We start from the raw sequence: 15,265 nt of genomic DNA, 5'->3' as shown, positions 1-15,265 counted from the left end.
TCGGCTCTCAAACACCGAGCCACGCACCCACGTGACGACCACTCAACCGAAGCGGCAGCCCATCCCGTTTGGGAAATATCTCCTCCTGGACCGCATCAACATCGGCGGTATGGCGGAGGTGTGGCGCGGAAAGATGTTCGGCGCGGGAGGATTCGAGCGCCTCGTCGCCATCAAGCGCATCCTCCCGAACATCGCCGAGGACGATGAATTCATCTCGATGTTCATCGACGAGGCGAAGATCAGCGTCCAGCTGAACCACGCCAACATCGCGCAGATCTACGAGCTGGGGCAGATCACCAACAGCTACTTCATCGCGATGGAGTACATCCCCGGCCGGGACATGCGGGCCATCTTCGACCGCTGCCGGAAGAAGGGCGAGCCCGCTCCGGTGCCGCTGGTGGCCTATATGGTCTCCAAGATGTGCGAGGGCCTGGACTACGCCCACCGCAAGAAGAACAACCAGGGCCAGGACCTCAACATCGTCCACCGCGACATCTCGCCGCAGAACATCCTCATTTCCTTCGAGGGCGAGGTCAAAGTCATCGACTTCGGCATCGCGAAGGCGGCGGGCAAGGCCACCAAGACGCAGGCCGGCATCCTCAAGGGCAAGTTCGGCTACATGAGCCCGGAGCAGATCCGCGGCATGCCACTGGACCGGCGCTCGGACGTCTTCGCCATCGGCGTGTGTCTCTACGAGATGCTCACCGGTGAGCGGCTCTTCGTGGGTGACAGCGACTTCAGCGTGCTGGAGAAGGTGCGCAAGGCCGAGGTGGCTCCGCCCTCCACGTACAACCGGCGCATCCCCGAGGCACTGGAGAAGATCGTCCTCAAGGCGCTCGCGCGCGACGTGGACGAGCGCTACCAGTACGCCAACGAGCTGGGTGACGACCTGCAGCGCTTCCTGCTGACGTCGGACTCCATCTTCGGGCGCAAGGACCTCATGCAGTACATGAAGTCCACCTTCGCCGAGGACGTGGAGCGCGAGAAGCAGCGGATTCAGGAGTACGCGGACATCAAGCCTCCCGAGGGCATGCTGGCCGCCCTGGAGATGGGCTTCAACGGGGCGCCGCAGGTGCAGGTACCGGCCAGCGCGCCGGTGCCGGTCCAGGCGCCCATGTCGCCTCCGATGCCCGCCACCCCCTCGCTGGGTGGCGTGCGCCGGGCCCCCACGCTGGGCGCCATGCCCAAGCTGACGGCGCCCGCGCCCACGGCGCCGCCGGTGCCGGACGAGGAGGAGTCCGGCGCGACCATGGTGGTCAGCAGCCCCGAGTACCTCGACGAGCCCACCACGCAGCCGGGCCTCGTGGGCCCCGGGCGCACGGTGACGCCGGTGGAGGTGCCGCGTCCGCCCGTCATCGACGAGCAGCCCGCCCAGCGCATGGCGGCCATGCGATCGCCGGGTCTGGCGGCGCCGCCGCGGCCGTCCATTCCGACGCTCTCTCCCGTTCCGCCGTCCGCGGAGAGCACCACCGTGGCCCGTCAGGGCCGCAACACGATGGATGGACTGCGCGCCGTGCGGCCGGAGCCTCCGGTGGCCGAGCAGTCCATCGTGCCGAGGGCCTCGCTGTCGGCCATACCGGCGGTGGCGGGCCCGCGGCCTCCGGCGGCGCCACCTCCTCCGCTCCTGGACGAGCCCGACGAGTCCACGGACGCCATGGAACTCACGCCAGCCACTCCGTTGCGAGCGGCCGCCGCTGCCCAGCGTGCCGCTCCGGCCGCGGCGCCTCCGCCTCCGGCACTGGCTGCCGTGAACGCTCCCGCGCCAGCGCAGGCTCCGGGCAAGGGGGGACGCAACCTCCCGCCGATCATCGCGGGGGGCGCCATCCTGTTGCTGCTGCTGGCGGGCGGGGCCGGCTTCTTCATGTCGCGGCCGGCGCCCACGGGCTACATCATGGTGAACGTGCCGGATGTGAAGGCCCCGGTCCGGGTGAGCTTTGGTGGCCAGGAGTTGGACACGTCCAAGCTGCCCGTCCTGCAGCAGGTGAAGGCCGGTCCCGCCCTGGTGATGGTGAGTGCCGAGGGGTACCACCCGTTCACCAAGCAGGTGGAGATCGCCGAGGGGATGACGCCCCTGCAGTTGGACGTGAAGCTCGAGCGCAAGGTTCAGTTGGCGCGCCTGCTGATCACCACCCAGCCGCCGGACGCGGAGCTGAAGGTGGACGGCAAGGTGGTGCGCGAGAAGGGCAGCAGCTCCCCCCATCTGGATGAGCTGCCCGAGGGGACCCAGGTGACGGTGGAGGCCAGTGCCCCGGGCTTCAAGCCCAGGCGGGAGAACATCACCCTGGCCGTTGACGGCAAGCCGATGGACCTCAAGCTCGAGGCGGATGGCTTCGAGTTGGAGGTGGAGTCCTCGCCGGCGGGCGCGACCATCTTCGCGGGTGGCAAGGAGTGGGGCGAGACGCCCAAGACGCTGCGGCTCCCCAACGGGGTGAAGCAGGTGCTCCTCAAGCTGCGTTGCCACGGGGACGAGGTCCTGGACGTGTCTCCCAGCGCGGGCCAGGTGAAGGGGCGCCTGAAGAAGCAGCGCGGCTGCAAGTAGCGCGGTAAAGAAAGGCGCCCGCCCGGCTGGGGCGGGCGTGTGCGCCCCATCCGGGGCGGGAGGGGTGTGTCGGTGTCCAAGTCACGCAAGGCCGAGGCGGCGGATCCACTCGCGGGGCTGCCGGTTTGGGCCCAGAAGCTCGCCCAGAAGTACTACACGAAGACCGTCAGCACCTTCCTGCTCTACGGAGCGGTGAGGGACCTTCAGCCCACCACCCAGGAGGACGGCAGCCGGAGCTTCGGCACCCTGCGCACCTTCCTGTCCGAGGAGCTCTTCGGTGGGCGCGACCACGTCATCTTCTATGACCGCTCGTCGGGCATCCGCTCCGCGTCTCCGGAGACGCAGAAGGATTTCCAGCGGACCATGGCGGGCTACGACGCGCTCTACGGCACGGACTACGCCAAGAGCCTGCCGAGGGATCCGGCCCGGGCGCTGCAGATTCTCGAGAACTTCCTGCGGATGCGCCTGAGCGAGGGCAAGTCGATGGCGCTCATCATCGACTTCGCCGAGACGCTGGTGCCGGGCGGGGAGATGAGCCACCTGTCGGCGGAGGACCGGTTCGTCCTGGCCACGCTGGAGAAGTGGGCGCACGATCCGCAGTTCCTCGGCGGTGATGCGTCGGTGGTGCTGCTGGCGGAGAACCTGGCGGACGTATCCCAGCGCCTGTCGCGCAACCCGTACGTGGCGGCCATCGAGTTGCCCCTGCCCACCGAGGAGGAGCGGCTGGAGTACGTGCGCTACAAGCTGGAGGGCAAGAAGCTGGCGGGGGTGTCGGACGTGCCGCTGGCGGGCCTGGCGAAGATGACGGCGGGCCTGTCCCGCATCAACCTGGACCGCGTGCTCACCGAGGCCCTCGAGCGCGACGTGCGCATCACCACGGATCTGCTCAAGGAGAAGAAGAAGGAGCTCATCCAGGCCGAGTGCCACGGTCTGCTCGAATTCATCGAGCCGGTGCACACGCTGGACGCGGTGGCGGGCCACGGCAAGGCCAAGGACATGCTGCGCCACGCGGCCAACGCCCTGAAGAAGGGGCGCATCGAGGTGATGCCCATGGGCTACCTCGTGAGTGGTCCGGTGGGTACCGGCAAGACGTTCATGGTGTCCTGCTTCGCCGGCGAGATTGGCATCCCGGTGGTGAAGTTCCTCAACTTCCGCAGCCAGTGGCAGGGCGTCACCGAGTCCAACCTGGAGAAGATCTTCAACCTGCTCAAGGCGCTGTGGCCCGTGGCGGTGATGGTGGACGAGGCCGACACCTTCCTGGGCAACCGCGACTCGGGCGGGGACTCGGGGACGAGCAGCCGCATCTTCGGCTCCATCGCCTCGTTCATGGGCAACACGGTGTACCGCGGCAAGATTGTCTGGTTCCTGCTGACGGCGCGGCCGGACCTGCTGCCCATCGACCTGAAGCGGCAGGGCCGCGCCGAGGAGCACCTCGCGCTCTTCTATCCGGAGACGGAAGCGGAGCGGGAGGAGCTCTTCAAGGTGATGCAGAAGAAGACGGGCCTGAAGCTGGAGGTGACGTCCATCGCGGAGCTGATTCCGACGGGGACGCGGCAGCTGAGCGGCGCGGACATGGAGGCGGTGCTGGTGCGCACGCGCTTCCGGGCGCTGTCGCAGGGGCGCGAGCAGGCCACGGTGGAAGACCTCAAGGCCGTCTTCGAGGACTTCGTGCCGCCGAGCTACCCGCTGGAGATAGAGCTGCAGAACCTGGTGGCGGTGCAGGAGTGCACCAGCCGCGAGCTGCTGCCCGAGAGCTTCCGCCGGTTGGACCGGGACCACGTCACCCGGCGCATCCGCGAGCTGAAGATGCTGCTCGAGGAGGGGTGAGACGCCTCCCTACGGGGCCTTCACCACGAGCCGCAGACCGGTGGGCAGGCGCGTGGTGTCCTTGATGTTGTTCCAGCGCTTGATGTCCTCCACCGTCACGCCGTAGCGCTGGGCGACGCTCCAGATGGACTCACCGGCGGCCAGCTCGTGCACGGTGCCGGGGCGGCCCGCGTTGGCGGCCGGGGCGCGCTGGGCGATGACGGTGCCGGCGCGCTCCACCACCTGCTTGGGCGCGCTGTCCGGCCACACGTACAGCACCGAGCCCACCTTCAGGGCCCTCTTGCTGGCGCGCACCGAGAGGTTGTTCCACTTGCGCACGTCGTCCACGTTCACCTGGAAGCGCTGGGCGATGGCCCACAGGCTGTCTCCCGACTGCACGCCGTAGGTGATGCGCTTGCGGCCGTTGATGGTCTCCGTCTTGATGGGGCCGGTGGCCACGGGGCCGCGCGGCGTCCCGGCGGGCACCTCGTCCTCGGGGCGCAGCACCGTCACGCCGCTGCGCCGTGCCTGCGCCACCTTGCGCGCCAGCGCGCTGTCCCCGTCCGTCTTGCCCCCGCCACGCCTGGCCGGCACCGGAATCACCAGCTCCGCGTTCAGCCGGAGCGTCTTCACGCTCTTGAGCTGGTTCATCTGCAGGATGGCCTCGGCCGCCGTGCCGTAGGTGAGGGCGATCTGCGACAGCGTGTCGCCGCGCTTCACCTTGTGGATGCGGAAGGTGAGCCGATCCTTGGGCGCGATGCGGGGGAAGTTCTCCGCGAAGCGCGGGGCCGTGCCGTGCGGCAGGCGCAGCACGTAGGGATTCTTCACGCTCGCCGGCGGGGTGCACCAGCGCCGCAGCTCGGGGTTGAGCTCCTGGATGTCCACCACGGACACGCCCGCCGACCGGGCGATGACGTCCAGATCCGTGGCGTCGGTGAGCTTCACCTCGTCGAAGCTGAGCGCCTGCTCGTAGACGAACTCGTCCTCGGAGAAGCCGAAGGCCGCGGGGTGCTTGGCGATGAGCGCGGCGGCGATGAGCTTGGGCACGTAGTGCTTCGTCTCCGTGGCCAGCCCCTTCTCGGCGGAGATGACCCAGAAGTCATCCGTGCCGTGGCGCTCCACCAGCCGGCGCACCCGGCCGCTGCCCGTGTTGTAGCCGGCCCACGCCAGGTACCAGTGGCCCAGCTCCTTGTAGAGGTCCTTCAGGTAGCGCGCGGCCGCGTAGGTGGCCTTGATGGGATCCCTGCGCTCATCCACCCAGAAGTCCTGGTGCAGGCCGTACTGGCGGCCGGTGCTGGAGATGAACTGCCAGGGCCCGGAGGCGTGCGCCCACGAATAGGCGGTGGGGGAGAAGCCGCTCTCGATCATCGCCAGGTACACCGTGTCGCGCGGCAGTCCCTGGGCCTCGAGGATGGGCTGCATCACCGGCAGGTAGCGCGTGGAGCGGCTGACCCACTTGCGGAACCACTTGCGGCCCGGGCCCTGGAAGAACTGGATGTACTGGGCCACCAGCGGCTGCATCTCCACCGGGATGTCGTACTTGGGCTGCACCACCGACACGTCGAAGTTGGACAGGTCGGTGATGAGGGGCAGCTCGTCCAGCTCCTCGTCCTCGCGGAAGGTGGGCTCCTCCAGCGCGTCCAGCATGCGGTGGCGCAGCGGGTTGGCCAGGCCCAGCCGGCGCAGCGACTGGAGCACCTCGGCGTTGGGCCGGGCCCCGGGGTCCAGCGTGGCGCCCTCCAGCGCCCGCATCTCCTCGAGCTCGGTGGACTCCTCCGTGGGCTCGTCGTCGCCGTCGGCGGCCTCGGTGCCCTCGTTGCGCAGGTCCTCCAGCACCTCCTCGGCGGACTGGACCGGGACTTCCGCCCCGGGCTCCTGGGCCCTGGTGATGGCGGCCCCCACCCGCGACTGCTTGTCCTGCGCGTTGAGCATCCGCATCCCGGGCGGCGGCGGAGGCATGGGCACCGCCTCCTTGGCGGGCGGGACGGACGTCAGGACCAGGAAGATCAGGCTGAAGGACTGCATGGTCACCTGGGAGCCGGCTGCTGGAGGGGCCGGGTTGATGGGTGGCTCGAGTGTTCGATGCTTTTCGCTTCACTCAAACAAGCATCCGGGCGGGCCATCTTCCCCTTGGATGGTGCCAACGGGAAGAAACACACCGCCTGGATGTGTTTCAGGGCTTCGGTTTCACTGCCGGTGGCTGGCCGTGGCCGGGACCGAGGATCTTCGGCACGTAGGTGGCGAAGTCGAAGTGGGGCGAGTTCTCCCGGTTGTGGCAGGTGACGCACACGTCCTGACCGGGTTTGGCGATGATGTTGGTGCTGGACGGGTCCTCGGCGTGGAGCGAGCCCGGGCCGTGGCAGCTCTCGCAGCCCACGTTCTCGCGGCCGGCCACCTTGTCCAGGCGGCACACCCCGCCGGGCTTCTCCCAGCCGGTGACGTGGCAGCCGGTGCAGTTGAGGTGGAACTGCTTGCCCGCGTCCTCCAGCGTCTTCCAGGCGTGGTGGTGCTTGGAGGCCTCCCACACCGGGAAGGACTCCTCGTGGCACTCGGCGCAGGAGGCGTTGCCCACGAAGGCGGCCTGGCCCTTCTCCGGGGCCGGGCAGTCCTGGCCGTGGGCCCTGGCCCACTCCAGGTTCATCTTCCCCACGTCCGCGTCGTAGGCGGTCACCACCTTCAGGGCCTCGGGGTCCGAGGGGAGGGTGGACTCCAGGGGGACGAAGCGCACCGAGAAGCTGTCGCCCTCGCCGGCCGCGGCCACCGGCGCGGTGAGCAGGGCCTGCCGGCGCGCCACCAGCTCCTCGACCTTCTGCTGCAGCAGTTGCTTGCGCTCCGGGAGGATACCGGGGAGGTTGATCTCCTTGTCCATCAGCGCCAGGCGACGCTCGATGGAGGCGGCCTCGCGCTCGGTGTCCGCCGCCGTCTTCTGGAGGGCGAAGGCGCCCGGCTTCGCGCCGTAGGCCAGGTCCACGCGCAGCAGCGAGCGGCCCTTGCTCTGCAGGGCGACGACGGGCACGTCACGCGCTGGCTTGTTCTCCTCGCCGTCGAACTCGGAGGCGGTGTGCGTGGCCACCACCAGGTCCACTCCCAGCTCCGGCGTGGCCGCGGCCTGCTGCGCCTGCTGCACGGTGCCATGGAAGAGGCCCAGCACGAACTGAGCTCCCCCGGCACGGGCCTTCGCCGCGGCCTGCTTCAGCCCGGCCCCGTCCGCGGCGCTCACCACGCCCACCTTGCGCGCTCCGGCGGCCAGCACCTTCTCTCCACCGGGTGCCAGCTCGGGAAGTCCCAGTCCCTGGCGGAAGGCGGCGCCGCGCGCGTCGTCCAGCTCGCCCGTCGCGCGCACCACGAGGCCCATGTCCTTCATGGCCTCGGCGAGCGCCCGCGCCTTGCGCTCCTCCTGCGGCACCTGCTCCGGCTTCAGCTCCGGCTCGCCGAAGAGGCTGTCACCGCCATCCACGTAGAGGACGGGCAGGGCGCCCTTGCGCGCCTCCTTCACCTGCGCCGCCGCGCGCGCGATGCTTCCGCGCATGTTCTCGCTGCAGCCGCAGGGGCCCAGGTAGCCGCGCACGTCCGCGGACACGAAGAGGATGGCTCCCGGCGCATCCGCCCGGGCGGTGGTGTTTCCCGCAGGGGTGGCGGCTGGCTCGGCGGGCCGGGACTCCTTGCGCGAGCACCCCGAGAGCGCCGCCAGCAGGGCCAGTCCGGTGACGAGCCGCCTCACCACTTCACCAGATGATGCTCTGCACCAGCTCGTCGATCTTCTCACCCATCTTCTCCAGTCCGTTCACCTTGGACAGGCTGCCGTCGGCGCCGACCTGCTCGGCCAGCTTGCTCAGCTCGTCATCCGGGAGGCTGGAGAAGAGGATGATGGGGATGTCCTGGGTGCCGTACTCGTTCTTCAGCGTCCGGCAGATGTCCGTGCCCTTGGCCTCGGGCATGTGGATGTCCGTGAGGATGAGGTCCGGCTTCCACGCCTGCAGGGTCTTCTCGAACTCCATCAATGTCGACGTGGCGATGACCTCGTAGCCGCGCGCTTCCAGCACGGCCTTCTCCATGGCGAGGGTGATCTCGCTGTCGTCGATGAGGAGGATCTTTCGCTTCTCTTGCACGGCAACCTCTTCCTGGGCGGCCTTTTCTAGCCCAGGCCTCCGATGGCTCCAAGGCTTTCTCGTGGGGGTGGAATCCACGGAAGCACGAGTCGTCAGCTTCCTTGGAGGACAAGCGGTCAACGGCACATTGGTGTTGCCGGGAGGGGCGGGTGTGGGCACTAAGGCCACCATGCGTCGCGCTCTGACTGGACTGTGTCTGCTGCTGTCCGTCCTCCTGCTGCCGAGGGCCTGGGCCCTCAACGCGGGCCTCGGGGAGCCCCCGGTGCTGGACCGGCAGACGCCCTACGCCGCGGCCCAGGGGTTCTCCGCCGCCGTGCACCGGGGGGACTACGCGCTGGCCGCGCACTACCTGGACCTGGACTTCATTCCCCCCGCCGAGCAGAAGGCCCGGGGCCCCGTGCTGGCCCGGCGGCTCAAGTTCGTCCTGGACCACAAGCTGCCCACCGCCCTGGCCAGCCTGAGCAAGGAGCCCCAGGGGAACTCGGAGGGCGCGCGCTACGACCAGATTGGCGTCCTCACGGTGGGCGAGGCCTCCTACCCCATCCGCCTGGCCAGCGTCCCCGCCGCGGGTGGGCGGGTGTGGGTGTTCGGCGAGGCGACGGTGCGGGCGATTGATCCGCTGTACGAGGAGTACGGCCCATCCACGCTGGGAGAGGTGCTGCCGCCGTGGTTCTTCGACAAGCCGGTGCTGGGGCTGGAGCTGTGGCAGTGGCTGGGCGCGGTGCTGACGCTGGTGGGGGCGGGGGTGCTGTGCGTGGTGCTGGAGAAGCTGTCGCTGGGGGTGCTGGGGCAGCTGGCGAAGTGGACGAGCAATGGCTGGGATGACGCGCTGGTGCCCGCGTGCAAGGGGCCGATGCGGTTGCTGTACTTCGCGCTGCTCGGGGCGCTCGGGGCGACGCTGCTGCTGTTGCCGCCCACGTCCCGGTTCCTGGCGACGCACCTGTTCACCTCGCTGCTCATCGTGTCGGTGGCGTGGTTCGTCCTGCGCGTCCTCCGGGTGACGGCGCAGTTCGTCCAGCAGTCGGTGTCGAAGGAGGGCAAGGACGCCGCGCGCGCGCGCGGGCTGCACACCCAGCTGGCGGTGCTGCGCTCGGTGTTCGAGGCGGCCACCTACCTCATCGCGGCGGCGCTGCTGCTCATGCAGTTCGAGACGGTGCGCAACGTGGGCGTGTCGCTGCTGGCCTCGGCCGGTATCGCGGGCCTCGTCATCGGTCTGGCGGCGCAGAAGTCCATCTCCTCGTTGCTGGCCGGCATCCAGCTGTCCATCACCCAGCCCATCCGCATCGGGGACACCGTCATCGTGGAGAACGAGTGGGGAACGGTGGAGGAGATCACCCTCACGTACGTGGTGGTGAAGGTGTGGGACGAGCGGCGGCTGGTCATCCCCATTCCGCACTTCCTCGACAAGCCCTTCCAGAACTGGAGCAAGGGCGGGCAGACCATGCTGGGCCCGGTGTTGCTGCTGGTGGACTTCACCGTGGACCTGGACGCGCTGCGGGAGGAGCTGCGGCGCATCCTGGAGAACGAGGGCAAGGCGCTGTGGGACGGGAAGGTGGCCACGGTGGTGGTACTGGAGGTGCTGGACCGGACGATGCAGGTGCGCGCGCTGGTGAGCGCCCACCCGTCGAACCTCTTCGACCTGCGAGCGCTGGTGCGCGAGAAGCTGATGGTGTACCTGCGCGCGCGGCCCGAGTGGCTGCCCACCACGCGCACCGAGTCCCGTTCGGCGGCCGCGCAGCCCGCTCCCACCCCAGCGAGCGAGCAGGCACAACCGCCTCCTCCCGCCACGCCTCGCGCGTAGCGACTGAGCGCTCCTTCCCTCCCTCTCCCTCTGGGAGAGGGGCGGGGTGAGGGACTGACGCCCCGCGTCACCCCGCGCCGGGTGGTTCAATCCCCGAAGCGAGATACGCTCCAGCGCCCCATTTCCCAAGGAAACGCCCTTCATGGCCGTCCAGGACCTCCAGGCCGCGCCCGCCCCTCGCGGACTCCATCGCCACCTCTACGTGCAGGTGCTCGTGGCGATCGCCCTGGGCGCGCTGCTCGGCCACTTCTTCCCGGACTTCGGCGCGTCGCTGAAGCCCCTGGGGGATGGCTTCATCAAGCTGGTGAAGATGGTGATCGCCCCCGTCATCTTCCTCACGGTGGTGACGGGCATCGCGGGGTCCACGGACCTGAACAAGGTGGGCCGGGTGGCCGCGAAGGCCTTCGCCTACTTCCTCACCTTCTCGTCACTGGCCCTGGTGGTGGGCATGCTCATCGCCAACGTGGTGAGGCCGGGGCAGGGGATGAACATCGACCCGAGCACCCTCACCTCCGCGAGCGAGGTGAGCGCCTACGCGGACAAGGCGCATGAGCAGTCGCTGGTGAAGTTCCTGCTCAACATCATCCCCCACACGGTGGTGAGCGCCTTCTCCGAGGGAGACATCCTCCAGGTGCTGTTCGTCGCGGTGCTGTTCGGCATCGCCCTGGCGATGATCGGCGAGAAGGCCCGGCCCACGCTGCAACTGCTCGAGTCGCTGAGCCACGCCTTCTTCCGGCTGGTGAGCATCCTCATGAAGGCCGCGCCCATCGGGGCCTTTGGCGCCTTCGCCTTCACCATCGGCAAGTACGGCATCGGCTCGGTGGTGAACCTGGCGGCGCTCGTGCTCACCTTCTACCTGACGTCGGCCGTCTTCGTGCTCGTGGTGCTGGGGCTGGTGGCCCGCTACAACGGCTTCTCCATCCTGCGGCTCATCCGCTACCTCAAGGCGGAATTGCTGCTCGTGCTCGGCACCAGCTCGTCCGAGGCCGCGCTGCCCAGCCTGCTGGAGAAGATGGAGCGGGCGGGCTGTCCCAAGCAGATCGTCGGCCTGGTGGTGCCCACCGGCTACTCCTTCAACCTCGATGGCACCAACATCTACATGACGCTGGCGGCGCTCTTCATCGCCCAGGCGACCAACACCGAATTGAGCATCAGCCAGCAGGTGCTGCTGCTGCTGGTGGCCATGGTGAGCTCCAAGGGGGCGGCGGGCGTGACGGGCGCGGGCTTCATCACCCTGGCGGCGACCCTGTCGGTGGTGCCCTCGGTGCCCATCGCCGGCATGGCGCTCATCCTCGGCATCGATCGCTTCATGTCCGAGTGCCGCGCGTTGACCAACTTCATCGGCAACGCCGTGGCCACCGTCGTGGTGTCCAACTGGGAAGGGGGGCTGGACCGCGAGACCTTCGAAGAGGTCCTGCACGCGCCTCCCCTTCCGGAGCCCAAGGCCGCGCCGGGGAGCGCCGCGGCCGAGTAGCTCACTTGGTGAGCGCCGCCGGGTCCATCCACATCACCTCCCAGTGGTGCCCGTCGAGGTCGTAGAAGCTCCAGCCGTACATGAAGCCGTGGTCCTGCGAGTCCATGGCGTGCTTCCCGCCCTCGGCGATGGCCGTCTTCACCATCTGGTCCACCTCGGCCTTGCTGTTGCAAGACAGCGCGAAGAGGCCCTCGGTGTGGCTGCGGGTGTCGCAGAGCTGATTCTTGGTGAAGTCCTTGAAGCGCTTCTCGGTGAGGAGCATCACGAAGGCCTCGTCGCTGATGATCATGCAGGTCGCGTTCTCGTCCGTGAACTGCGGGTTGAACGAGAAGCCCAGCTTCGTGAAGAAGGCGATCGACCGCTTCAGGTCCTTGACGGGCAGGTTGACGAAGAGTTTCCGGGAGTTGCTCGCGGCCATGAGGGTCTCCAGTTGAGGGGTTTTGCTCTATAGACCGCCCCTCCCGTGGAAACTCATCGGTCCTCCCGAAAAAAAATCGCTAGGGGGCGAGCTCCGGGGGGAGACCGAAGCGCGGGAACAACGTCGCGGTATCGAGGAACGAGTTCATCGCGGCGATGCGGTCCCCCGACAGCTCGAGCACGATGAGGGCCCACGGCTTGTGGGGACCCCCCGGTTCCGCGGGAGGCCGGTACTGCCCGAAGGCGGGCGAGCCGCAGGCCGAGGTGGGCACCAGCCGGGAGCCCCGGCAGCCCGAGCCCCGCCCCAGCAGCCACTGGCTGATGGGCTCGTGACCCTGGAGCCACAGACAGAAGGGGGGCATCGAGAGGGTCGCGTCCTGGTGGAGCAACCCGGTGAGCGCGGTCACGTCGTACCGCTCGAAGGCCTCGACGTACCGGTCGAGCAGGGTGGACTGGGCGTCGGACAGCGGCGCGCGGGCCTGGGAGAGGTCCCGGGTGGCGAGCGTGGCCCGGGCGCGCTGGAGGGCGCTGTTGACCGAGGCGGCCGAGGTCTCGAGGCTCTCGGCGACCTCGGCGGCGGACCAGCCGAGGACCTCGGTGAGGAGCAGCACCGCGCGCTGCCGGGGAGGCAGGTGCTGGAGCGCGGCCACGAAGGCGAGGCGGATGCTCTGGCGCAGCACCACCCGCTCGGAGGGATCCGCGTCGGAGGGGAGGGCGAGCGCATCGGGGATGGGCTCGAGCCACTCGGAACCCGGCAACTGGGTGAGGGTATCGTCGGGCGTGCCGACGGGGCCGAGCTCCATCGGGCGCACGCGGCGCGAGCGATCTCCCAGCACATCGAGGCACACGCGGGTGGCGATGCGGTACAGCCAGGTGCGCATGGACGAGCGCTCCTCGAAGCGGTCCAGGTTGCGCCAGGCGCGCACCATCGTCTCCTGGACGGCGTCATCGGCCTCGGCGGCGGAGCCCAGCATGCGGTAGCAGTGGCCGGTCAGTGCTGTGCGGTGTTCCTCGAGGTTGGCGGCGGTGGCCATGTCCCTGGCATCTACCACTCCACCCTCTGCGTGCAAGGTCCACTCTTCGAGACTTCCCGGAGGGAGTCCCGGGCCCTCGGATTCGACTCCGCGTATGCCCCCTCTCCCTCTGGGAGAGGGCTGGGGTGAGGGGCGGCTGGCATTCCGGACACCAATCTGTGCTAGGTGTCGGGCCCCCCATGCATCTCGCGGTAGCCCTCTCCACCTATTCGTTGATCATCCTGCTGGGCGCCATCGCGGGCGCGCTGGCGGTGGTGTTCACCCGGAAGCCGACGCGGCTGGTGACGTTCCTGGCGTTCGCGGCGGGGGTGATGTTCGGGGCGGCCTTCTTCCACATGTTGCCGGAGGCGTACCACGGGGGCGGGTTCTGGGCGTTCGCGCTGGTGCCCGCGGGCTTCGTGTTCCTGCTGGTGCTCGAGCGGTACGTGCTGACGCACGCGTGCGAGGAGCCGCCGGAGTGCGAGGAGCACATGCACGGGAACACGCTGGGGCTGACGGCGTTCCTGGGGCTGTCGGCGCACACGCTGTTCGACGGCATCGCGCTGGGCTCGGCGGTGAAGGAAGGCGTGGGGGTGATGGCGCTGCTGGCCATCACCTCGCACAAGATACCGTCGTCGCTGTCGCTGGCGTCCATCCTCAAGGCCGAGGGGAAGAGCTCGGGACGCATCCTGGGCTTCGCGGTGCTGTACGGGCTGATGGTGCCGGTGGGGGCGGTGCTGTACTTCGCCTTCGACGCGGTGCTGCGCTTCGAGTCCCTGGCGCCCCGGGCGCTGGCCTTCTCGGCGGGCACGTTCCTCTACGTGGCGGTGTCGGATCTGCTGCCGCACGTGAACCGGCACGGCAAGGAGAACCGGGGGCGCAATCTGCTGGCGCTGGCGGCGGGTCTGCTGCTGATGCTGGCGCTCTCGCAGATGGCGGAGCACCCCGGACACTGAGCCCCTCCGGGCGTGGGGCGAGTGGGCTGGCCGCCAGGTGGGCAGCCAGCGGACGCACTCCTGGCCCGGCCGCGGATGCGCTGGCTGCACGGGGCCTTCCGAAGTCCCACCCTGAGTCGTGGACCCGGAGCGACCGCGAGGACCCCCATGCTCACCGTTGATGAACTGATGACCCGGGAGCTGGTCACCCTGAAGGAGGACGATGACATCGTCCGGGGGGATGACCTGCTGGCCGAGTACGACATCCGCCATCTGCCCGTGGTGAAGGACGGGAAGCTCGTCGGGCTGGTGAGCCATCGGGACCTCATCCGGGCCCTGGCGCGCCACGAGCGGAGCCCGGGCTCGCCGCCGCTGCAGGTGCGGGACATCATGACGCGCGCGCCGGAGACGTTGAGGCCCCGGAGCTCGGTGCGCGAGGCGATCCACAAGCTGCTCGACCGCAAGTTCGGCTGCGTGCCGGTGGTGGAGGACGGGGACCGGCTGGTGGGCATCCTCACGGAGACGGATCTCATCCGGCTCGCGGGCCGCCTGCTGGACAAGGACGAGCGGCACTGAGACGAGCGCGCCTCACCCCACCGGTAGGGCCTCCTGCTCTTCTTCCATTCCGTGCACCGTCAGCACGGGGCAGGTGGCCCGGGCCACGACCTTCTGCGCGACACTGCCCATGAAGAGCCGGGCGAGTCCGGTGCGCCCATGGGTCCCCATCACCACCAGGTCATACCCGGTGTTCGCGAGGCGGAGGATGGTGTCGGCGGCGGACCCCCGCTCCAACTGGAGCCGCAGGGGGACGGCGCTGGCGTGGTAGCGCTCGGCCCAGGCGTGTAGCAGCCGGCCCGCGTGGGCGAGGCCGCTCGGCTCCAGCGGAGCTCCCGGAGCTCCGGCCCCCAGCATCAGGCTCTCCGCTTCCAGGGTCGGGGGCGGCTCCCAGACGTGAAGCAGATCGATGGAGGCGCCCATCCGTTCACCGAGCGAGAGGGCGTACTGCATGGCGCGCCGCGAATATTCCGAGAAGTCGGTGGCCACCAGGATGCGGCGGATGGGTTGGGCCATCATGGCTGTCTCCACGCGAGCGGACCCGTGGGCCCGCGACTCCACTGCCTTCATGGAACATGTGCCGTGAGGCCCTTGTGGGCCGTCCACATAGTGGACG

12 protein-coding genes are annotated in these 15,265 nt (G+C 69.1%); 6 read left to right on the top strand and 6 right to left on the bottom strand.

Annotated elements, in window-relative coordinates:
- The first annotated feature begins 31 nt into the window (after window positions 1–31).
- Together Q664_RS08200 and Q664_RS08195 are read left to right on the top strand one after the other, a co-directional pair.
- On the top strand, window positions 32–2,539 hold the full coding sequence (locus Q664_RS08200; protein ID WP_043391822.1) for a serine/threonine protein kinase: 2,508 nt from the start codon (window positions 32–34) through the stop codon (window positions 2,537–2,539).
- 72 nt (window positions 2,540–2,611) lie between these two features.
- A complete protein-coding gene (locus tag Q664_RS08195) occupies window positions 2,612–4,366 on the top strand; it encodes an ATP-binding protein (RefSeq protein WP_043391894.1) in 1,755 nt (584 codons plus the stop codon).
- Between the two features lie 9 nt (window positions 4,367–4,375).
- Here Q664_RS08195 and Q664_RS08190 read toward each other — a convergent pair whose 3' ends face one another.
- From Q664_RS08190 to Q664_RS08180, 3 genes are all read right to left on the bottom strand, one after another.
- Entirely contained in the window at window positions 4,376–6,370 is a 1,995-nt protein-coding gene (locus Q664_RS08190) for a LysM peptidoglycan-binding domain-containing protein (RefSeq protein ID WP_043391820.1), read from the bottom strand.
- Window positions 6,371–6,518: 148 nt separating this feature from the next.
- Window positions 6,519–8,066 (bottom strand): cytochrome c family protein, encoded by a 1,548-nt coding sequence (locus Q664_RS08185; RefSeq protein ID WP_043391892.1) that lies wholly within the window; start codon window positions 8,064–8,066, stop codon window positions 6,519–6,521.
- Window positions 8,067–8,070: 4 nt separating this feature from the next.
- Entirely contained in the window at window positions 8,071–8,454 is a 384-nt protein-coding gene (locus Q664_RS08180) for a response regulator (protein WP_043391817.1), read from the bottom strand.
- 169 nt (window positions 8,455–8,623) lie between these two features.
- Here Q664_RS08180 and Q664_RS08175 point away from each other — a divergent pair, with 169 nt between their 5' ends.
- Together Q664_RS08175 and Q664_RS08170 are read left to right on the top strand one after the other, a co-directional pair.
- On the top strand, window positions 8,624–10,255 hold the full coding sequence (locus Q664_RS08175; protein WP_043391814.1) for a mechanosensitive ion channel family protein: 1,632 nt from the start codon (window positions 8,624–8,626) through the stop codon (window positions 10,253–10,255).
- A 142-nt stretch (window positions 10,256–10,397) separates the two neighbouring features.
- Window positions 10,398–11,729 (top strand): dicarboxylate/amino acid:cation symporter, encoded by a 1,332-nt coding sequence (locus Q664_RS08170; RefSeq protein ID WP_043391811.1) that lies wholly within the window; start codon window positions 10,398–10,400, stop codon window positions 11,727–11,729.
- A 1-nt stretch (window position 11,730) separates the two neighbouring features.
- Here the strand turns inward: Q664_RS08170 and Q664_RS08165 are convergent, their stop codons facing one another.
- Both Q664_RS08165 and Q664_RS08160 read right to left on the bottom strand, forming a co-directional pair.
- On the bottom strand, window positions 11,731–12,147 hold the full coding sequence (locus Q664_RS08165) for a VOC family protein (protein ID WP_043391808.1): 417 nt from the start codon (window positions 12,145–12,147) through the stop codon (window positions 11,731–11,733).
- A gap of 79 nt (window positions 12,148–12,226) precedes the next feature.
- Complete coding sequence (locus tag Q664_RS08160) at window positions 12,227–13,180, bottom strand: sigma-70 family RNA polymerase sigma factor (protein ID WP_043391806.1); 954 nt, start codon at window positions 13,178–13,180, stop codon at window positions 12,227–12,229.
- Window positions 13,181–13,359: 179 nt separating this feature from the next.
- Here Q664_RS08160 and Q664_RS08155 point away from each other — a divergent pair, with 179 nt between their 5' ends.
- Window positions 13,360–14,115, top strand: a complete 756-nt coding sequence (locus Q664_RS08155; RefSeq protein WP_043391804.1) for a ZIP family metal transporter — start codon at window positions 13,360–13,362, stop codon at window positions 14,113–14,115.
- A 147-nt stretch (window positions 14,116–14,262) separates the two neighbouring features.
- On the top strand, window positions 14,263–14,670 hold the full coding sequence (locus Q664_RS08150) for a CBS domain-containing protein (protein ID WP_043391802.1): 408 nt from the start codon (window positions 14,263–14,265) through the stop codon (window positions 14,668–14,670).
- Window positions 14,671–14,682: 12 nt separating this feature from the next.
- Here the strand turns inward: Q664_RS08150 and Q664_RS08145 are convergent, their stop codons facing one another.
- The gene (locus Q664_RS08145; protein WP_052517831.1) at window positions 14,683–15,168 is read right to left on the bottom strand and encodes a universal stress protein; all 486 of its coding nucleotides are present in this window, start codon (window positions 15,166–15,168) and stop codon (window positions 14,683–14,685) included.
- Window positions 15,169–15,265 lie beyond the last annotated feature (97 nt).

The organism is Archangium violaceum Cb vi76 (assembly GCF_000733295.1).
GTDB lineage: Bacteria > Myxococcota > Myxococcia > Myxococcales > Myxococcaceae > Archangium > Archangium violaceum.
This window is presented reverse-complemented; position numbering and strand designations above follow the sequence as displayed.

Bases quoted from the DNA above. Each gene is read 5' to 3' on its own strand.
- Q664_RS08190 (WP_043391820.1), bottom strand. From the start codon at position 6,370: ATGCAGTCCTTCAGCCTGATCTTCCTGGTCCTGACGTCCGTCCCGCCC.
- Q664_RS08175 (WP_043391814.1), top strand. From the start codon at position 8,624: ATGCGTCGCGCTCTGACTGGACTGTGTCTGCTGCTGTCCGTCCTCCTG.
- Q664_RS08170 (WP_043391811.1), top strand. From the start codon at position 10,398: ATGGCCGTCCAGGACCTCCAGGCCGCGCCCGCCCCTCGCGGACTCCAT.
- Q664_RS08165 (WP_043391808.1), bottom strand. From the start codon at position 12,147: ATGGCCGCGAGCAACTCCCGGAAACTCTTCGTCAACCTGCCCGTCAAG.
- Q664_RS08160 (WP_043391806.1), bottom strand. From the start codon at position 13,180: ATGGCCACCGCCGCCAACCTCGAGGAACACCGCACAGCACTGACCGGC.
- Q664_RS08155 (WP_043391804.1), top strand. From the start codon at position 13,360: ATGCATCTCGCGGTAGCCCTCTCCACCTATTCGTTGATCATCCTGCTG.
- Q664_RS08150 (WP_043391802.1), top strand. From the start codon at position 14,263: ATGCTCACCGTTGATGAACTGATGACCCGGGAGCTGGTCACCCTGAAG.
- Q664_RS08145 (WP_052517831.1), bottom strand. From the start codon at position 15,168: ATGATGGCCCAACCCATCCGCCGCATCCTGGTGGCCACCGACTTCTCG.